The organism is Streptomyces sp. NPDC092296 (genome assembly GCF_044755465.1).
Taxonomy (GTDB): domain Bacteria; phylum Actinomycetota; class Actinomycetes; order Streptomycetales; family Streptomycetaceae; genus Peterkaempfera.
Genome location: NZ_JBIVRB010000003.1, coordinates 207,516 through 225,017, shown reverse-complemented (window position 1 = coordinate 225,017; position 17,502 = coordinate 207,516). Strand labels below are relative to the sequence as shown.

The window sequence follows — 17,502 nt, the reverse complement described above, 5'->3', positions numbered from 1 at the left end:
GAGCGTACCGCGCCGCCGGGACCCCGGAGCCGCCCCGTGACCTCCGGGCGGCAGCGGACGGGGGGTCAGCCGCGCTCGTGCAGGCCGAGGTTCTGGTAGATCTCCAGCGTCGCGGTGGAGTGGTTGAGCGTGATGAAGTGCAGCCCTGGCGCGTCCTCGGCCAGCAGGCGCTCCGCCATTGCGGTGGCGTGCTCCACGCCGATCGCGCGGACCGCCGCCGGGTCGTCCGCGACGGCCAGCACCCGATCGGCCAGCGCGGCGGGCAGCACCGCGTTGCTGAGCCGGGCGAAGAAGTCGATCTGCTTGGCGTTGGTGACCGGCATGATCTCCGGAATGATCGGCACGTCGCAGCCGGCCGCCGCGACCCGGTCGCGCAGCCGCAGGTAGTCGTCCACGTCGAAGAACATCTGGGTGATGGCGTAGTCGGCACCGGCGCGCACCTTGGCGACGAAGTGCCGGATGTCCTCCTCCCAGCTCTGCGACCTGGGGTGCCTCTCCGGGAAGGCGGCGACGCCGACGCAGAAGTCCCCGATGCCCTTGATCAGCTCGACCAGCTCGGCGGCGTAGGAGACGCCCTGCGGGTGGCGCACCCACTCGCCCAGCGGGTCGCCGGGCGGGTCGCCGCGCACGGCCAGCACATTGCGTACGCCCACGTCGGCGTAGTGGCCGATGATGTTGCGCAGCTCCGCGACCGAGTGGTCGACGGCGGTGAGGTGGGCGACCGGGGTGAGGGTGGTCTCGGTGGCGATCCGGCCGACCATGTCGACCGTGCGGTCCCGGGACTGGCCGCCGGCGCCGTACGTCATGCAGACGAAGTTGGGCGCCAGGGGCTCCAGCCGCCGGATGGCGTCCCAGAGCCGGCGCTCGGCGGCCTCGGAGCGCGGGGGCATGAACTCGAAGGAGAACGAGCGGTGCCCCTCCGCCAGGAGCTCACGGACGGTGGCCGCGTGGTCGGTTCTGGTGGAAGGGGTGCCCAGTGCCATAAGTCAAGGTTATCCGCGATCCGGACCCCCGGGGCACTCTCCGTCCACCCGCTGAGACGCCGAAGGGACCGGCCGCCTGCGGGAACGCCGGCCGGCCCCGGTTACGCTGGCTGTCGTCCCCGTACCTGCCCCGGAGCCGCACCGTGACCCTGCCTGCCGACACCGCCGCACCGCTCAGCGAGTCCGCCGGCAACCCGGTGGACCGGGAGCGGCTGCGGATACGCGTCAACCGGGCGCTGGCGGAGTTCCTGGACCGGCAGGAGGTGCTGCTGGCGGAGATCTCGCCGCAGCTGCTCGACGCCTCCGGGGCGCTGCGCGACTTCCTGCTCGACGGGGGCAAGCGGCTGCGCCCGGCGTTCTGCTACTGGGGCTGGCGCGGCGCGGGCGGTTCGGCGGAGTCGGCGGGGATCGTGACGGCCGCCGCCGCGCTGGAGCTGCTCCAGGCCAGCGCGCTGATCCACGACGACCTGATGGACCGCAGCGACACCCGGCGCGGGCTGCCGTCGATCCACCGCCGCTTCGAGGCGCTGCACCGCGACGGCGGCTGGCGCGGCGACCGGGCGCAGTACGGTACGGCGGCGGCGGTGCTGCTGGGCGACATGCTGCTCTGCTGGTGCGACGAGCTGTTCCTGCGCTGCGGTCTGGACGCGGGGGCGGTGCTGGGGGCCAAGCCGGTCTTCGACGTGATGCGCACCGAGGTCATGGCGGGGCAGTACCTGGACGTGCTGGAGCCGGTCGCGGGCGACTCGATGGGCGACGGGGCGGCGCGGCGGGCGCTGGCGGTGGTCCGCTACAAGTCGGCGAAGTACACCGTGGAGCGGCCGCTCCAGGTGGGGGCGCTGCTGGCGGGGGGCGGGCCCGCGCTGCTGGAGGCGTACTCGGCGTTCGGTCTGCCGCTGGGGGAGGCGTTCCAGCTGCGCGACGACCAGCTCGGGGTCTTCGGTGACCCGGCGGTGACCGGCAAGCCGGCCGGGGACGACCTGCGGGAGGGCAAGCGGACGCTGCTGGTGGCGCTGGCGATGGAGTCCTGCCCGGCCGCCGACGCCCGGCTGCTGGACGAGCGGCTGGGCGCGCCGGACCTGGCCCCGGCGGAGGTGGACCGGCTGCGCGAGGTGATCGCGCGCAGCGGGGCGGCCGAGCGGATCGAGCGGCGGATCGACGCGCTGCTGGCCGAGGCGGTGGCCGCGCTGGACGCGGCGCCGCTCCGCGACGAGCGGGCGCGGCACGCCCTTCGGGAGCTGGCGTCGGCGGCGACCGCTCGCCGCTACTGACGGCCGGGCGGCGGGGCGTGCCGGGCGCGGAGGGCTTCGGTGTCGGGGAGGAACCAGAGCTGGGCGCCCCGGTTGCTCTCGCGGACGAAGTCCCGCAGCGCGCCGCCGGCCTCGGTGTGCCGGGAGACGTCCCCGACGATGGCGAGCCGGAGCCGGTAGTCGGCGAACTTCTGGACGATGTCGCCCGCGACCCGGGTGCTCAGCCGGGAGAGGTCTTCCGTGAGCCGGGCGGCCGGGCGGCCGGTAACTGACCGTCGGGAGTGGCTGGGCGCGCAGTTCCCCGCGCCCCTGCCGGGCCGGGCCGGTCCCGTCGACGGCGGGTAGGCGGGGGATCTGTACGGGCAACAACTGACCGTCGGCGGTGGCTGGGCGCGCAGTTCCCCGCGCCCCTGCCGGGCCGGGGCAGTACCCCGGGGCACCGCGAGCCGGGCCCTTCGGGGGCCCGGCTCGGGAGGGGGTCAGGCGGTACGGAGGCGGTGGGCCAGGGCGGCGGCGGCGGCGCCCGGGTCGGGGGCGGCGGTGATCGCGCGGACCACCACGACCCGGCGGGCGCCCGCCGCCAGCACCTGGTCCAGGTTGCCCGCGTCGATGCCGCCGATCGCGAACCAGGGCCGGTCGGTCTCCAGCTTGGCCGCGTACTCCACCAGGCCGAGTCCGGGTGCGTGGCGGCCGGGCTTGGTGGGGGTCGGCCAGACCGGGCCGGTGCAGAAGTAGTCCACGCCCGGCTCGGCGGCGGCCGCGTCCACCTCCGCCTCGGCGTGGGTGGACCGGCCGATCAGCACCTCGTCGCCCAGGATGGCCCGAGCCAGCGGCACCGGCAGGTCGCCCTGGCCGAGGTGGAGCACGTCGGGGCGGGCGGCGTGGGCGACGTCGGCGCGGTCGTTGACCGCGAGCAGCCGCCCGTGGCGGCGGCAGGCGTCCGCGAAGACCTCCAGCGCCGCCAGTTCGTCCCGGGCCTCCAGCCCCTTGTCCCGCAGCTGGACGATGTCCACCCCGCCCGCCAGTACGGCGTCCAGGAACTCGGGCAGGTCGCCCTGCTCGCGGCGGGCGTCGGTGCAGAGGTAGAGGCGGGCGTCGGCCAGCTGGGGCCGGGCCGACGCCGCGTGGGTGTTCGGTTCGGTCACCGGGTCAGACCGCCATCGCCTGGGCGCGGCGCTTGACCTCGGTGCCCCGGTTCTCCCGCAGCGCCTGGACGGGCGTGCCGGGGAGGCTGGGGTCCTCGGTGAAGAGCCACTCCAGGGCCTCGGCGTCGCTGAATCCGGCGTCCCTGAGCACGGTCAGGGTGCCGAGCAGCCCCTTGACGGGCTTCTCGTCGCCGATGAAGTCGGCGGGGACCTGAAGGGCGTTGTTCTCGCCGCGGCGCACCGCGATCAGGTCGCGGTCCTTGACCATCTGGCGGACCCGGGTGACCTCCACCCCCCACCGCTCGGAGATGTCGGGCAGGTAGAGCCACGCCGGGACAAGGGCTTCAATCTTGGGATCGATCTCGCTCACCGGTCCAGACTGCCATCCGGCGGGCCCGATGGGTAACTCCGGGGCCGGTTGGCGGTCCATCCGTGCCGCGCCCGGCGGTACGGCGGCGGCCTCAGCGGGCGGCGGACTTCAGCGGGACGGCCGGGTCGACGGCGGCGGCCGGGTCCAGCGGGGTGCCGCGCTCGATCAGCCGGCGGCCCTGGGCGAGGTCGCGCGGCCGGTCGACGGCCAGCAGCGCCACCAGGGCCTCGCCGCGCAGCCAGAGCGCCGTCCAGCCCGCCTCCTGCGGCGAGCCGCGCCACACCAGCCGGTCGGCGGTGGGGTGGTGTCCGGCGTACTGCACCATCCGGCCGAACTGCTCCGACCAGAAGTACGGCACCGGGTCGTACGGCGGCGCGTCCGAGCCGAGCAGGTCGGCGGCGACCGTACCGGCGCCGTGCAGCGCGTTGTCCCAGTGCTGGACGGTCAGCCGGGTGCCGAACCGCGCGGAGGGGAAGGAGGCGCAGTCTCCGATCGCCCAGACGCCGGGCAGCGTGGTGCGCAGCCGGGCGTCGGTGAGTACCGCGCCGCCGTCGTCCAGGGTGACGCCGGAGTCGCCGAGCCAGCCGGTGGCGGGCCGGGCGCCGACGCCGACCACCACCGCGTCGGCGGCCAGGGTGCTGCCGTCGGCGAGGTGTACGGCGCCGGGTTCGACCCCGGCGACCGGTGCGCCGGTGCGCAGGGCGATCCCGGCGGCGGCGTACCAGTCGCGGACGATCCGGCCGAGTTCGGCGGGCAGCGCCCCGGCCAGCGGTTCGGCGGCGGCCTCGACCACGGTGGCGTCGCAGCCGAGCGCGCGGGCGGCGGTGGCGGTCTCGGCGCCGATCCAGCCGGCGCCGACGATCACCACCCGGGCGCCGGGGCGCAGCGCGGCGCGCAGGGTCAGCGCGTCGTCGACGGTGCGCAGCAGGTGGACGCCGGGGACGCCCAGCGCGCCGGGGAGCGGCACTGCGGAGGCGCCGGTGGCGGCGACCAGCCGGTCGTAGGGGACGGCGCCGAGGTCGGTGAGGACGGCGCCGGCCGCGCCGTCGAGCCGCAGTGCCCGGTGGCCGGTGAGCAGTTCGACGTCCAGGGCGGCCCAGTCGAGGTCGAAGGTGGTGGCGTCGGCCTTGCCGAGCAGGACGTCCTTGGAGAGCGGTGGGCGGTCGTACGGCGGGTGCGGCTCGTCGCCGAGCAGGGTCAGCCGGCCCGTCCAGCCGTGTTCGCGCAGCGCGGCGGCGGTCCGGGCGCCGGCCACGCCGGCGCCGACGATCACGATCCGGTCGGTACTCCTCGGCTCTGCCACCGGGTCAATCTAACGCTCGGGGCGGGCGGGGGCGGGGGCGGGTCGGGTGGGCGCCGATCCGGGCCGCCCGGTGGGGGGTTGGGGTCTCCGCTGTACAACGATTGCGACTCGGCGCGGCTCCCGGTGGCCTGCGGCGTGGTCGGCCGGGGAGGTATCTGCGCAGGTGGGAGCGGAGGTTGGCGGGGGAAGCGCGGGGGGCCGCAGCGGTATGGGTCCGTTACGTAGGCTCGTCGGCGCGTCACGGGGCCTTGACGCCGCACTTTGCGCACGAGTTAAATCACGCCCTGAAATAAGCCGTGAAGCCGCCGGCTTTGATCACCCAGCACCCCTGGAAGGGGCACTCAGCCATGCGTACCAACAGGCTCGCCGCCGCCACTGCCATCGTCGCCGCCCTCACCATCACCGCCAGCGCCTGTAGCAGCGGCTCCAGCGGTGGCAGCAGCAGTGCCCCCAAGACGCTGACCTACTGGGCGAGCAACCAGGGCACCAGCCTGGACAACGACAAGCAGGTCCTGGAGCCGGAACTCAGAAAGTTCGAGAAGCAGACCGGCATCAAGGTCAAGCTCGAGGTCATCCCGTGGTCCGACCTGCTGAACCGCATCCTGGCGGCCACCGCGTCCGGCCAGGGCCCGGACGTGCTGAACATCGGCAACACCTGGTCGGCCTCGCTCCAGGCCACCGGCGCGCTGCTGCCGTTCGACGACGCGACCTTCGACAAGATCGGCGGCAAGGACCGCTTCCTCCCGTCGACCATCGCCTCGGCCGGCGCCGCGGGCCAGGCCCCGGCGGCGGTGCCGCTGTACTCGCTCGCCTACGGCCTGTACTACAACAAGAAGATGTTCTCGGAGGCCGGCATCGCCGCGCCGCCCACCACCTGGGACGAGCTGGTCGCCGACGGCAAGAAGCTCACCAAGGACGGCCACTTCGGCCTGGCCATCGAGGGCGGCAACCTCTCGGAGAACATCCACAACGTCTTCGTCCTCGGCAAGCAGCACGGCGCCCCCTTCTTCGACGCCTCCGGCAAGCCGGACTTCGCCTCCGACGGCGCCGTGGCGGCCGTCAAGCAGTACGCCGACTTCATCGCCAAGGACAAGATCACCGCGCCCGGCAACGCCGAGTACGCCGCCAACCAGTCGGTCACCGACTTCGCCAGCGGCAAGGCCGCCATGCTGATGTGGCAGGCCGCCGCCTCGTCGCTGAAGTCGCACGGCATGAAGGCCGAGGACTACGGCGTCGCCCCGATCCCGTTCCAGACCGCCGACGCCTCCGGCGACACCGCCGTCAACTCCATCGTCGCCGGCATCAACCTGGCCGTCTTCAAGAACACCAAGAACCTCAGCGGCTCGCTGGACTTCGTGAAGTTCATGACCAGCGACGCCGAGCAGAAGATCCTCAACTCCACCTACGGCTCGCTGCCGTCGGTCAAGTCGGTCCAGGACGACCCGGCGTTCGCCTCCCCCGACCTGAAGGCGCTCTCCAGCGTGCTCTCCAAGAGCGCCGCGCCGATGCCGCAGGTCGCCGACGAGAGCCAGTTCGAGACCCTGGTCGGCACCGCCGTCAAGGAGCTGCTGGCGGACGCCGCCTCCGGCAAGCCGATCACCGACGCCACGGTCAAGGACCGCCTGACCAAGGCCCAGCAGCAGATGCCGGCTTCCTGACGTGCGCGATCGACTGCGCCGGATCGGCCTGCCCTATCTGCTCCTGATACCCGCTCTCATCCTGGAACTGCTCATCCACGTGGTACCGATGATCGTCGGCGCCATGATGAGCTTCAAGCAGCTCACCCAGTTCTACATCCACAACTGGACGGGCGCCCCGTGGCAGGGGCTGGGCAACTACCGGATGGCGGTGGACTTCAACGCCCCGGTCGGCCAGGCCCTGCTGCACTCCTTCTGGGTGACCTGCTGCTTCACGGTGCTGTCGGTGGGGCTGTCCTGGCTCATCGGGACGGTCGCGGCCGTCCTGATGCAGGACGCCTTCCGCGGCCGGGGCCTGCTGCGCACGCTCTTCCTGATCCCGTACGCGCTGCCGGTCTACGCGGCCGTGATCACCTGGTCGTTCATGTTCCAGCGGGACACCGGCCTGGTGAACCACGTCCTCCACGACCAGCTGCACCTCACCTCCGACCGGCCGTTCTGGCTGATCGGCGGCAACAGCTTCACCGCCCTGGTCGTCGTCTCGGTGTGGCGCTCCTGGCCGTTCGCCTTCCTCACCCTGACGGCCGGCCTACAGAACATCCCGCGCGAGCTGTACGAGGCGGCGGCGATGGACGGCGCGGGGATCTGGCAGCAGATCCGCAAGATCACCCTGCCGTCGCTGCGGCCGGTCAACCAGGTGCTGGTGCTGGTGCTCTTCCTGTGGACGTTCAACGACTTCAACACGCCGTACGTCCTGTTCGGGAAGTCGGCACCGGAAGCCGCCGACCTGATCTCCATCCACATCTACCAGTCCTCCTTCGTCACCTGGAACTTCGGCGCCGGCTCGGCCATGTCGGTCCTGCTGCTGCTGTTCCTGCTCGTGGTGACGGCGATCTACCTGTTCTTCACCTCTCGCCGGAAGGGTGCCGATGCCTAGTCATTCGAAGCGCGGCACCGCCGCCGCGGTCCCCTCCGCGATGGCGGCCCCCGCCTCCTTCCGGTGGACCCGGCGGGTGCTGCTCACCCTGCTGGCGGTCTTCACCCTGGCGCCGGTGCTGGTGATGATCACCTCGTCGCTGAAGCCGCTGCGGGACGTCCAGCAGCCGTTCCGCTGGATACCGAGCGGCTTCACGATCCGGCCGTACATCGACATCTGGCACACCGTCCCGCTGGGCCGGTACTTCATCAACTCGCTGGTGGTGTCGATCAGCTCGACCGTGCTGTCGGTCGTGGTCGCGATCCTCGCCTCGTACGCGGTGAGCCGGTACCGGTTCGCGGGCCGCCGGGTCTTCACCACCACGGTGCTCTCCACCCAGATGTTCCCCGGCATCCTCTTCCTGCTGCCGCTGTTCCTGCTCTTCGTCAACATCGGCCAGAGCACCGGGCTCAACCTCTACGGCAGCCGGACCGGGCTGATCCTCACCTATCTCACCTTCTCGCTGCCGTTCTCCATCTGGATGCTGGTCGGCTACCTCGACTCCATCCCGCGCGACCTGGACGAGGCCGCACTGGTGGACGGCTGCGGGCCGGTCCGCGCCCTGATCCAGGTGATCGTCCCGGCCGCCCGGCCCGGCATCATCGCGGTCAGCGTGTACTCCTTCATGACGGCCTGGGGCGAGGTGCTGTTCGCGTCGGTGCTGACCAACGAGGACACCCGCACCCTCGCCGTCGGGCTCCAGGGCTACGCCACCCAGACCGACGTGTATTGGAACCAGGTCATGGCCGCCTCGCTGGTCGTCAGCGTCCCCGTCGTCGCGGGCTTCCTGCTGCTCCAGCGCTACCTGGTCGCCGGACTCACCGCCGGAGCCGTCAAGTGACACCCGCGCCGGCGGACACCCGGCGCCGAACGACCCTCATCGAAAGGCCTGTTGTGAACGACCTGAGTGCTCTGCCCGACGACTTCGTCTGGGGCGCGGCCACCGCCGCGTACCAGATCGAGGGGGCGGTGAACGAGGACGGGCGATCTCCGTCCATCTGGGACACGTTCTCCCACACTCCCGGCAAGGTCGCGGGCGGCGACACCGGGGACGTGGCCTGCGACCACTACCACCGCTGGCCGGAGGACGTCGGCCTGGCCAAGGGCCTCGGCCTGGACGCCTACCGGTTCTCCATCGCCTGGCCCCGGGTGATGCCGCAGGCCGGCGGCCCGGTCAACCCGGCCGGCCTGGCGTTCTACGACCGGCTCACCGACGCGCTGCTGGAGGCCGGACTCACCCCCTTCCCCACCCTGTACCACTGGGACCTGCCGCAGGTGCAGCAGGACCGGGGCGGCTGGCCGGAGCGCGAGACGGCCGAGCGGTTCGCCGAGTACGCCTCGGTGGTCGCCGGCGCCCTCGGTGACCGGATCACCCACTGGGCGACCCTCAACGAACCGCTCTGCTCCTCCTGGATCGGCCACCTCGAAGGCCACATGGCCCCGGGGCTGACCGACCTCACCGCCGCCGTCCGCACCTCGTACCACCTGCACCTGGGCCACGGCCTGGCCGTGCAGGCGGTCCGCGCGGCCTGCCCCGGCGCCCAGGTCGGCATCGTCAACAACCTCAGCCCGATCGAGCCGGCCAGCGACAGCGACGCCGACCGCGCCGCCGCGCTGCGGGCCGACGGCCACACCAACCGCTGGTGGCTGGACCCGATCCACGGGCGCGGCTACCCGCAGGACATGGTCGAGCTGTACGGGGTGGACCTCCCGATCCGCGCGGGGGACCTGGAGACCATCGCCGCACCGCTGGACTGGCTGGGCCTGAACTACTACTTCCGGCAGATCATCGCGGACGACCCGACCGGCCCGGTCCCCTACGCCCGGCAGCAGCCCGGCCCGGACCCCCGGCGCACCGCGATGGACTGGGAGGTGCACGGCCCCGGCCTGGAGGAACTGCTGGTGCGGCTCTCCGAGGAATACGGCGCCCAGCGCGTCTACGTCACCGAGAACGGCTCGGCGTACCAGGACACCGTGGGCCGGGACGGCTCGGTGCACGACCCCGAGCGCACCGCCTACCTGGAGGAGCACCTCGCCGCCTGCGCCCGCGCGGTCGCCCGGGGCGTCCCGCTGGCCGGGTACTTCGCCTGGTCGCTGCTGGACAACTTCGAGTGGGCGTACGGCTACGACAAGCGCTTCGGCCTGGTCCACGTCGACTACGACACCCAGCAGCGCACCGTGAAGAGCAGCGGACACCGCTACGCCGAGCTGATCGCCGCGCACCGCGCGCGGACCCGGCAGGCCGACTGAGCCGCGCCGGGCCCGCCGCCGGCGGACGGCCGGCCCGGTGCACCCACCCGCCGCCCCGTGGCAGGCCCCTTCGGGCCCGCCACGGGGCGGCGCTATGGTGGGAGGAGCATGAACACGGGAGCCCGGCGCACCGGGCTGAGAGGGAGGCTGCGGCGGCCTCCGACCGTCCGAACCTGATCCGGGTCATGCCGGCGAAGGGAGCATCCGAATCTTGGCACGCACGCATGCCGACGTCCTGATCGTCGGCGGTGGGATCATCGGGCTGGCCGTCGCCTGGCGCACGGCGCAGCGCGGCCTCGCCGTGACCGTGCTCGACCCCGACCCCGGGCACGGCGCCGCGCAGGTGGCGGCGGGGATGCTGGCGCCGGTGACCGAGCTCCAGTACGGCGAGGAGCCGCTGCTGCGGCTGGGGATGGCCTCCAACGCCCGGTACGCCGACTTCGCGGCCGAGCTGGAGCAGGCGTCCGGCCTGCCCACCGGCTACCGCGCCTGCGGCACCCTCGCGGTGGCGCTGGACGCCGACGACCGGGCGGAGCTGCGCGAGCTGTACGACTTCCACCAGCGGCTCGGGCTGGACTCCGGCTGGCTGACCGGCCGGGAGTGCCGCCGCCTGGAGCCGATGCTCGCCCCCTCGGTGCGCGGCGGCCTGCATGTCGCCGACGACCACCAGGTGGACGGCCGCCGGGTGGGCGCCGCGCTGGTGGCGGCCTGCCGCCGCGCCGGGGTCACCCTGGTGGCGTCGGCCGCCGCCCGGCTGACCGTGGCGGACGGCCGGGCGGTCGGCGCACTGGCCGAGGACGGCACGGAGTTCACCGCCGACCAGGTGGTGCTGGCGGCGGGCAGCCGCAGCCATCTGCTGCCGGGGCTGCCGGACGGCGTGCTGCCGCCGGTGCGTCCGGTCAAGGGGCAGGTGCTGCGGCTGCGGGTGCCGCCGGTGTACGCGCCGTTCCTCTCCCGCAATCTGCGCGCGGTGGTGCGCGGCCGGCACATCTACCTGGTGCCGCGCGCCGACGGCGAGCTGGTGATCGGCGCCACCGTGGAGGAGCTGGGGCACGACACCACGGTCACCGCCGGCGGCGTGTACGAGCTGCTGCGGGACGCCCATGAGCTGCTGCCCGGCATCACGGAGCTGCCGCTGGTGGAGACCGGCGCCGGGCTGCGGCCGGGGTCGCCGGACAACGCGCCGCTGCTCGGCCCCACCGCGCTGCCCGGCCTGGTCGCCGCGACCGGCCACTACCGCAACGGGGTGCTGCTGACGCCGGTCACCGGCGACCTGGTGGCCGAGTACCTGGCCACCGGCCGGCTGCCCGAGCCGGCCGTCCCCTTCCTGCCCTCCCGCTTCACCCGCGACACCCTTCAGGAGGCCCTGCGATGAGCCCGTACGACAGCCCGGGAGCCGCTGCGGCCCCGCAGATCGCCCTCTCGGTGAACGGCGAGCCGCGCCGCGTCCCGGCCGACCGGACCCTGGCCGAGGTGGTGGCCACCGTCAGCGCCGCGCCCGCCGGGGTGGCCGCCGCCGTCAACGAGGCCGTGGTGCCGCGCGGCGCCTGGCAGGCCACCACGCTGGCCGACGGCGACCGGATCGAGATCCTCACCGCGGTGCAGGGAGGCTGAGCCATGGCGGACGACACACTCACCATCGCCGGGACGACGTTCACCTCCCGGCTGATCATGGGCACCGGCGGCGCCCCCAGCCTGGAGGTGCTGGAGCAGGCGCTGCGGGTCTCCGGCACCGAGCTGACCACGGTGGCGATGCGCAGGGTCGACCCGACGGTCAAGGGCTCGGTGCTGGAGGTGCTGGCCCGCAACGGCGTCCAGGTGCTGCCCAACACGGCCGGCTGCTTCACGGCGGGCGAGGCGGTGCTGACCGCGCGGCTGGCCCGCGAGGCGCTGGGCACCGACTGGGTGAAGCTGGAGGTGGTGGCGGACGAGCGCACCCTGCTGCCGGACCCGGTGGAGCTGCTGGACGCGGCCGAGACGCTGGTCGACGACGGTTTCACGGTGCTGCCGTACACCAATGACGATCCGGTGCTGGCCCGGCGGCTGGAGGAGGTGGGCTGCGCGGCGGTGATGCCGCTGGGCTCCCCGATCGGCTCCGGGCTCGGCATCCGCAACCCGCACAACTTCCAGCTGATCGTGGAGAGCGCCGGGGTGCCGGTGATCCTGGACGCGGGGGCGGGCACCGCGTCCGACGCGGCGTTCGCCATGGAGCTGGGCTGCGACGCGGTGATGCTGGCGTCGGCGGTCACCCGGGCCCAGGACCCGGCGCTGATGGCCGATGCGATGCGCCGGGCGGTGGAGGCGGGGCGGCTGGCCCGGCGCGCGGGGCGCATCCCGCGCCGGTTCCACGCCGAGGCGTCCTCGCCGTCGGCGGGCCGCGCCGAGCTGGACCACCGGGAGATGCCCGCCTTCTGAGCGGCCGCCATGCCGGGCTGTCCCCGGGCGCCTCTAGACTCCCCTCGTGGACACGACCTTGCACGACCCGCTCATCGGAGCGCTGCTCGACGGCCGCTACCGGGTCGAGCAGCGGATCGCCGTGGGCGGCATGGCCACCGTCTACCGGGGCACCGACACCCGTCTGGACCGGGTGCTGGCGCTGAAGGTGATGCACCCCGCGCTCGCGGCGGACGCCGAGTTCACCGGCCGTTTCATCCGCGAGGCCAAGGCGGTGGCCCGGCTGGCGCACCCCAATGTGGTCAATGTCTTCGACCAGGGCGCCGACGGCTCCCGGGTCTTCCTGGCGATGGAGTACGTGCCGGGCTGCACGCTGCGCGATGTGCTGCGCGACCGGGGCGCCCTGTCCGCGCGGGCCGCGCTGGACATCCTGGAGCCGGTGCTCGCCGCGCTGGGCGCCGCCCACCGGGCCGGTCTGGTGCACCGCGACGTCAAGCCGGAGAATGTGCTGATCACCGAGGGCGGCCTGGTCAAGGTCGCGGACTTCGGCCTGGTCCACCCGGTCGCCGGGGACGCCGCGAGCGGCAGCGCCACCCCGCTGGGCACGGTGCTCGGCAGCGTCTCGTACCTCTCCCCCGAGCAGATCCGGCAGCAGCCCGCCGACCCCCGCTCGGATGTGTACGCCTGCGGCATCGTGCTGTACGAGATGCTCACCGGCCGCAAGCCGCGCACCGGCGGCTCGCCCACCGAGATCGTCCGGCAGCACCTGGCGGAGGACGTGCCGCCGCCCTCGCTCGCCGTCCCCGGGCTGCCGCCCGAGCTGGACGCCATCGTGGCCGCCGCCACCGCCCGCGACCGCGAGCGCCGCCCGTACGACGCGGTGGAGCTGCTGGCCGCGCTCCAGCGGGTGCGCCGCACGCTGACGGCCGAGCAGCTGGACGCCGAGCCGCCCGCCTCCACGTACCACACCCCGCAGTACTCCACCAGCGAGCCCACCACGCGGCTGCCCGCGACCGCCGCGCCGCCGTCGGCCGGCCCGGAGCGGACCGGCGCGGAGCGGACCAGCGTGCTGGAGCTGCCCCCCGAGCTGCTGACGCCGCGGGGCCGCCCGTACGACGAGCCCGCGCCGGCCGCCCGGCCCGGTCGGCGGCGGTGGCGGCGCGGCCCGACGCTGGCGGCGGCGGCCACCGCGCTGGTGCTGGTGGTGGGCCTCACCACCTGGCTGCTGTCCGCCGCGCTGTACGCGACCACGCCCAGCGTGCTGGGCCTGACCCGGCAGGCCGCCGTCGCCCGGCTGGACGCGGCGGGGCTGAGCGCCGACTTCACCGAGGCGTTCAGCGAGACGGTGCCGCGCGGCGAGGTGATCGAGAGCCGCCCCGAGCCGGGCGCGCGCACCCGCAAGGACCACCCGGTCAAGGTGGTGCTCTCCGGCGGCCCGGAGCGGATCGCGGTGCCCGGTGTGCTGGGCAAGCCGCTGGCGGAGGCCAGGAAGCAGCTGACCGGCGCCGGTCTGGCCCCCGGCACCACCACCGAGGAGTACAGCGACTCCGTCGCGGAGGGCGCGGTGATCAGCAGCGAACCGGCCGCCGGGAAGCGGCTGGCCCGGGAGACCCCGGTCTCGCTGGTGGTCAGCAAGGGCCCGGCGCCGTTGCCGGTGCCGCAGGTCGTCGGCCTGCCGCTGGACCAGGCCCAGGCGGCGCTGGCCGAGCAGCACTTCACCGTGCAGATCAGCCCCGACCAGGTGTACTCCGACACGGTCGACGCGGGCTCGATCGCCGCCCAGGACCCGGCGGACCGGGCCGGTCCCGGCGCCACCGTGACGCTGACCGTCTCCAAGGGCCCGCAGCTCTACCCGGTGCCGGACGTCCGGGGCAGGAACGAGGCCGACGCCACGGCCGCGCTGCGGGAGGCCGGGTTCCAGGTGCGGGTGGTGCGGCTCAACCCGTTCGGCACCCCCACCGTGCGCAACCAGGACCCGGGCGGCGACGCCCGGCGGCCCAAGGGCACCACGGTCACCCTCGTCCTGCTCTGAGCCCACCCGGGGGCACGCCCGGCGGTCACATCTCGGGGCCGTCGCCCGGCCGCTCCTGGTAGGAGTAGCGCTGCTCCGCCCAGGGGTCGCCGATGTTGTGGTAGCCGCGCTCCTCCCAGAAGCCCCGGCGGTCGGCCCGCATGTACTCCACCGCCCGCACCCACTTGGGGCCCTTCCACGCGTACAGGTGCGGCACCACCAGCCGCACCGGGAAGCCGTGCTCCACGGTCAGCGGCTCACCGCCGCGATGGGTGGCGAACAGGGACCGCCGGTCCGCGAAGTCGGCCAGCCGCAGATTGGAGCTGTAGCCGTACTCCGCCCACACCATCACATGGGTGACATCGGGCGCCGGCGGCACCAGCTCCAGTACGGTCCGGGTGGCCACCCCGCTCCACTCGTTGCCCAGCATGCTGAACCGGGTCACACAGTGCAGATCCCCGTGGACCGTCGTCCTCGGCAGGGTCGAGAACCGCTCATGGTCCCAGCTGTGCTTCTCACCGGAGGCGGTGGCGCCGAAGACCTGGAACTCCCAGCTGAGCGGCTTGAAGCGAGGCACCGGCCCGTAGTGCAGCACCGGCCAGCCGCGCTGCGGACGCTGGCCCGGCGGCAGCCGGGGGTCGACTGCCTCGGGCCGGGGGCGCTGCTGCTGGTGTTCGAACTGGCCCATGCCCCCATGGTGACAGAGCGGGCGATGGACTCCCCTACCGCCCCTGACCACCGCAGAACCACTCGAACGCACTGAAACACACCGAACACGGTGAGTGTGCACTTACTGGAAGTTTCGCCACACCGGGTGCCACGATGCCCCCAGCCGCCGCACCCCGGCCGCGACATCCCCGAAGACGTGGAGCGTGCACCCATGCAGGGCGACCCAGAGATCATCGAGTTCCTCAACGAGCAGCTGACCGGCGAACTCACCGCGATCAACCAGTACTTCCTGCACGCCAAACTGCAGGAGCACCACGGCTGGACCAAGCTCGCCAAGTACACCCGGCACGAGTCGTTCGACGAGATGAAGCACGCCGAGATCCTCACCGACCGGATCATCTTCCTGGAGGGGCTGCCCAACTACCAGCGGCTGTTCCATGTGCGGGTCGGGCAGACCGTCACCGAGATGTTCCAGGCCGACCGCCAGGTCGAGGTGGAGGCGATCGACCGGCTGCGCCGGGGCATCGTGGTGATGCGTGCCAAGCAGGACATCACCTCGGCCAACATCTTCGAGGCGATCCTCGCCGACGAGGAGGACCACATCGACTACCTGGACACCCAGCTGGAGCTGGTGGAGAAGCTGGGTGAGCCGCTGTACCTGGCCCAGGTGATCGAGCAGCCGGACAGCTGACCGCGCCCGCTACGCCGCCTCGGCGCCGCCGCTGACCGCCGCCGCCCCGGGCTCCGGCAGGCCGAGCCGGGCGGCCAGCCGGGAAGTGGGGCACGGCCGGGCGCCGTGGTGGCCCAGCAGCGCCTGGATACGGCGGACGCAGGAGCCGCAGTCCGTCCCCGCCCCGCAGCCCTTGGCGATCTCCCGGGGAGTGGCCGCCCCAGCGGCGATCTCGCGCTGGATGCGCTGCTCGGTGACCGCGTGGCAGCTGCAGACGTACATCGTGCGGTCTCTCCCTCGCGGCACTCAGCCAAGGCTTGCCTAACTGGACTGAGGTTCACCTTACCTGGACCCTTCGTATGCGAAAAGCCCCCTCGGGCACCGGTCGCCCGGTTCCGAGGGGGCCTTCGTCACACTCGTGCCGTCACACTCACGCTGTCACACTCGTGCCGTCACACTCCTGCCGTCACCCGAGGGCTCGGCATGGCCTCACGGCGCCTGCCGGTACATCTCCGCCACCAGGAACGCCAGGTCCAGGGACTGGCTGCGGTTGAGGCGGGGGTCGCAGGCGGTCTCGTACCGCTGGTGCAGGTCGTCCACGAAGACCTCGTCGCCGCCGCCGACGCACTCGGTGACATCGTCGCCGGTCAGCTCGACATGGATGCCGCCGGGGTGGGTGCCCAGCGCCCGGTGCACCTCGAAGAAGCCCTTGACCTCGTCGAGCACATCGTCGAAGCGCCGGGTCTTGTGGCCGGTCTCCGCCTCGAAGGTGTTGCCGTGCATCGGGTCGCAGATCCAGACCGGCCGCGCGCCGGAGGCGGTGACCTTCTCCACCAGGTTCGGCAGCCGGTCGCGGACCTTGCCCGCCCCCATCCGGGTGATGAAGGTGAGCCGGCCGGGCTCCCGCTCCGGGTCGAGCCGCTCGATCAGGGTGAGCGCCTCCTCCGGGGTGGTGGTCGGGCCCAGCTTCACGCCGATCGGGTTGCGGATGCGCGACGCGAACTCGATGTGCGCGCCGTCCAGCTGCCTGGTCCGCTCACCGATCCACACCATGTGGCCGGAGACGTCGTACAGGTCGCCGGTGCGCGAGTCGGTCCGGGTGAGCGCCGTCTCGTAGTCGAGCACCAGCGCCTCGTGCGAGGAGTAGAACTCGACCGTCTTGAACTCCTCCGGGTCGATCCCGCAGGCGTGCATGAAGGCCAGCGCGCTGTCGATCTCCTTGGCCAGCGACTCGTAGCGCTGCCCGGCCGGGGAGTTGCGCACGAAGTCCTGGTTCCAGGCGTGCACCTGGCGCAGGTCGGCGTAACCGCCGGTGGTGAAGGCGCGCACCAGGTTCAGCGTGGCGGCGGAGGCGTGGTACATCCGCTTGAGCCGCTCCGGGTCCGGGATGCGCGACTCGGGGGTGAACTCGAAGCCGTTGACCGAGTCGCCCCGGTAGACCGGCAGCGTCACCCCGTCGCGGGTCTCGGTCGGCTTGGAGCGCGGCTTGGAGTACTGGCCCGCGATCCGGCCGATCTTGACCACCGGCACGGCGGCGGCGTACGTCAGCACCACCGCCATCTGGAGCAGCGTCTTCAGCTTGTTGCGGATCTGCTCGGCGGAGACGCCGTCGAACGCCTCGGCGCAGTCACCGCCCTGGAGCAGGAACGCCTCGCCGCGCGCGACCGCACCGAGCCGGGCGCGCAGCTGGTCGCACTCGCCCGCGAAGACGAGGGGCGGATAGGAGGCGAGCTCCGCAAGGGACTTGCGCAGCGCCTCGGAATCCGGCCATTCAGGCTGCTGCGCCGCGGGCAGGGACTGCCATGTGTGCAGATCGTTCACGGTCACGTGCACCAGGCTACGGC

The 17,502-nt window shown here is 73.1% G+C and carries 17 protein-coding genes, 1 pseudogene and 1 riboswitch; of the genes and pseudogenes, 10 read left to right on the top strand and 8 right to left on the bottom strand.

Annotated elements, in window-relative coordinates; genetic code table 11:
- Positions 1-65: 65 nt before the first annotated feature.
- Positions 66-983, bottom strand: coding sequence for a methylenetetrahydrofolate reductase [NAD(P)H] (gene metF, locus ACIQGZ_RS11445; protein WP_402601000.1), 918 nt, complete (start codon positions 981-983; stop codon positions 66-68).
- A 143-nt stretch (positions 984-1,126) separates the two neighbouring features.
- On the opposite strand from metF, the gene ACIQGZ_RS11440 reads away from it, so the two are divergent.
- On the top strand, positions 1,127-2,254 hold the full coding sequence (locus ACIQGZ_RS11440; RefSeq protein ID WP_402600998.1) for a polyprenyl synthetase family protein: 1,128 nt from the start codon (positions 1,127-1,129) through the stop codon (positions 2,252-2,254).
- Here the strand turns inward: ACIQGZ_RS11440 and ACIQGZ_RS11435 are convergent.
- From ACIQGZ_RS11435 to ACIQGZ_RS11420, 4 genes are all read right to left on the bottom strand, one after another.
- A complete protein-coding gene (locus tag ACIQGZ_RS11435) occupies positions 2,248-2,673 on the bottom strand; it encodes a DUF4180 domain-containing protein (protein ID WP_402600997.1) in 426 nt (141 codons plus the stop codon). The genes ACIQGZ_RS11440 and ACIQGZ_RS11435 overlap by 7 nt on opposite strands.
- A gap of 39 nt (positions 2,674-2,712) precedes the next feature.
- On the bottom strand, positions 2,713-3,378 hold the full coding sequence (gene thiE, locus ACIQGZ_RS11430) for a thiamine phosphate synthase (RefSeq protein WP_402600996.1): 666 nt from the start codon (positions 3,376-3,378) through the stop codon (positions 2,713-2,715).
- Positions 3,379-3,382: 4 nt separating this feature from the next.
- Complete coding sequence (locus tag ACIQGZ_RS11425) at positions 3,383-3,748, bottom strand: Rv2175c family DNA-binding protein (RefSeq protein WP_402600995.1); 366 nt, start codon at positions 3,746-3,748, stop codon at positions 3,383-3,385.
- Positions 3,749-3,839: 91 nt separating this feature from the next.
- A complete protein-coding gene (locus tag ACIQGZ_RS11420; RefSeq protein WP_402601446.1) occupies positions 3,840-5,060 on the bottom strand; it encodes an NAD(P)/FAD-dependent oxidoreductase in 1,221 nt (406 codons plus the stop codon).
- A 338-nt stretch (positions 5,061-5,398) separates the two neighbouring features.
- On the opposite strand from ACIQGZ_RS11420, the gene ACIQGZ_RS11415 reads away from it, so the two are divergent.
- The 8 genes and pseudogenes from ACIQGZ_RS11415 (at position 5,399) to pknB (ending at position 14,340) form a co-directional block, all read left to right on the top strand.
- On the top strand, positions 5,399-6,709 hold the full coding sequence (locus tag ACIQGZ_RS11415) for an ABC transporter substrate-binding protein (protein ID WP_402600994.1): 1,311 nt from the start codon (positions 5,399-5,401) through the stop codon (positions 6,707-6,709).
- Positions 6,702-7,625 (top strand): annotated as a pseudogene (locus ACIQGZ_RS11410) (carbohydrate ABC transporter permease); the annotation flags it as partial. The gene ACIQGZ_RS11415 and the pseudogene ACIQGZ_RS11410, both read left to right, overlap by 8 nt.
- Positions 7,618-8,505, top strand: coding sequence for a carbohydrate ABC transporter permease (locus ACIQGZ_RS11405; protein WP_402600992.1), 888 nt, complete (start codon positions 7,618-7,620; stop codon positions 8,503-8,505). The pseudogene ACIQGZ_RS11410 and the gene ACIQGZ_RS11405, both read left to right, overlap by 8 nt.
- A gap of 53 nt (positions 8,506-8,558) precedes the next feature.
- Positions 8,559-9,914 carry a GH1 family beta-glucosidase gene (locus tag ACIQGZ_RS11400; RefSeq protein ID WP_402600990.1) on the top strand — a complete coding sequence of 452 codons (1,356 nt, stop codon included), beginning with the start codon at positions 8,559-8,561 and terminating at the stop codon, positions 9,912-9,914.
- Positions 9,915-10,018: 104 nt separating this feature from the next.
- A riboswitch (TPP riboswitch) is annotated at positions 10,019-10,132 on the top strand.
- A complete protein-coding gene (gene thiO / locus ACIQGZ_RS11395; RefSeq protein WP_402600988.1) occupies positions 10,126-11,289 on the top strand; it encodes a glycine oxidase ThiO in 1,164 nt (387 codons plus the stop codon). (Overlaps the previous riboswitch by 7 nt.)
- A complete protein-coding gene (gene thiS, locus ACIQGZ_RS11390) occupies positions 11,286-11,528 on the top strand; it encodes a sulfur carrier protein ThiS (protein WP_402600986.1) in 243 nt (80 codons plus the stop codon). The genes thiO and thiS overlap by 4 nt, the downstream gene beginning before the upstream one ends.
- A gap of 3 nt (positions 11,529-11,531) precedes the next feature.
- The gene (locus ACIQGZ_RS11385) at positions 11,532-12,329 is read left to right on the top strand and encodes a thiazole synthase (protein WP_402600984.1); all 798 of its coding nucleotides are present in this window, start codon (positions 11,532-11,534) and stop codon (positions 12,327-12,329) included.
- Positions 12,330-12,375: 46 nt separating this feature from the next.
- Positions 12,376-14,340: a Stk1 family PASTA domain-containing Ser/Thr kinase gene (gene pknB, locus ACIQGZ_RS11380; protein WP_402600983.1), complete on the top strand. Its 1,965-nt coding sequence runs from the start codon at positions 12,376-12,378 to the stop codon at positions 14,338-14,340.
- A 25-nt stretch (positions 14,341-14,365) separates the two neighbouring features.
- On the opposite strand, the gene ACIQGZ_RS11375 is transcribed toward pknB, so the two are convergent.
- Positions 14,366-15,007 carry a sulfite oxidase-like oxidoreductase gene (locus ACIQGZ_RS11375; RefSeq protein ID WP_402600982.1) on the bottom strand — a complete coding sequence of 214 codons (642 nt, stop codon included), beginning with the start codon at positions 15,005-15,007 and terminating at the stop codon, positions 14,366-14,368.
- A gap of 192 nt (positions 15,008-15,199) precedes the next feature.
- Here ACIQGZ_RS11375 and bfr point away from each other — a divergent pair, with 192 nt between their 5' ends.
- A complete protein-coding gene (bfr, locus tag ACIQGZ_RS11370; protein ID WP_402600980.1) occupies positions 15,200-15,679 on the top strand; it encodes a bacterioferritin in 480 nt (159 codons plus the stop codon).
- Positions 15,680-15,688: 9 nt separating this feature from the next.
- Here the strand turns inward: bfr and ACIQGZ_RS11365 are convergent, their stop codons facing one another.
- Together ACIQGZ_RS11365 and ACIQGZ_RS11360 are read right to left on the bottom strand one after the other, a co-directional pair.
- Positions 15,689-15,940: a bacterioferritin-associated ferredoxin gene (locus ACIQGZ_RS11365; RefSeq protein WP_402600979.1), complete on the bottom strand. Its 252-nt coding sequence runs from the start codon at positions 15,938-15,940 to the stop codon at positions 15,689-15,691.
- A gap of 207 nt (positions 15,941-16,147) precedes the next feature.
- The gene (locus tag ACIQGZ_RS11360) at positions 16,148-17,491 is read right to left on the bottom strand and encodes a class II 3-deoxy-7-phosphoheptulonate synthase (protein ID WP_402600978.1); all 1,344 of its coding nucleotides are present in this window, start codon (positions 17,489-17,491) and stop codon (positions 16,148-16,150) included.
- Between the last annotated feature and the right edge of the window lie 11 nt (positions 17,492-17,502).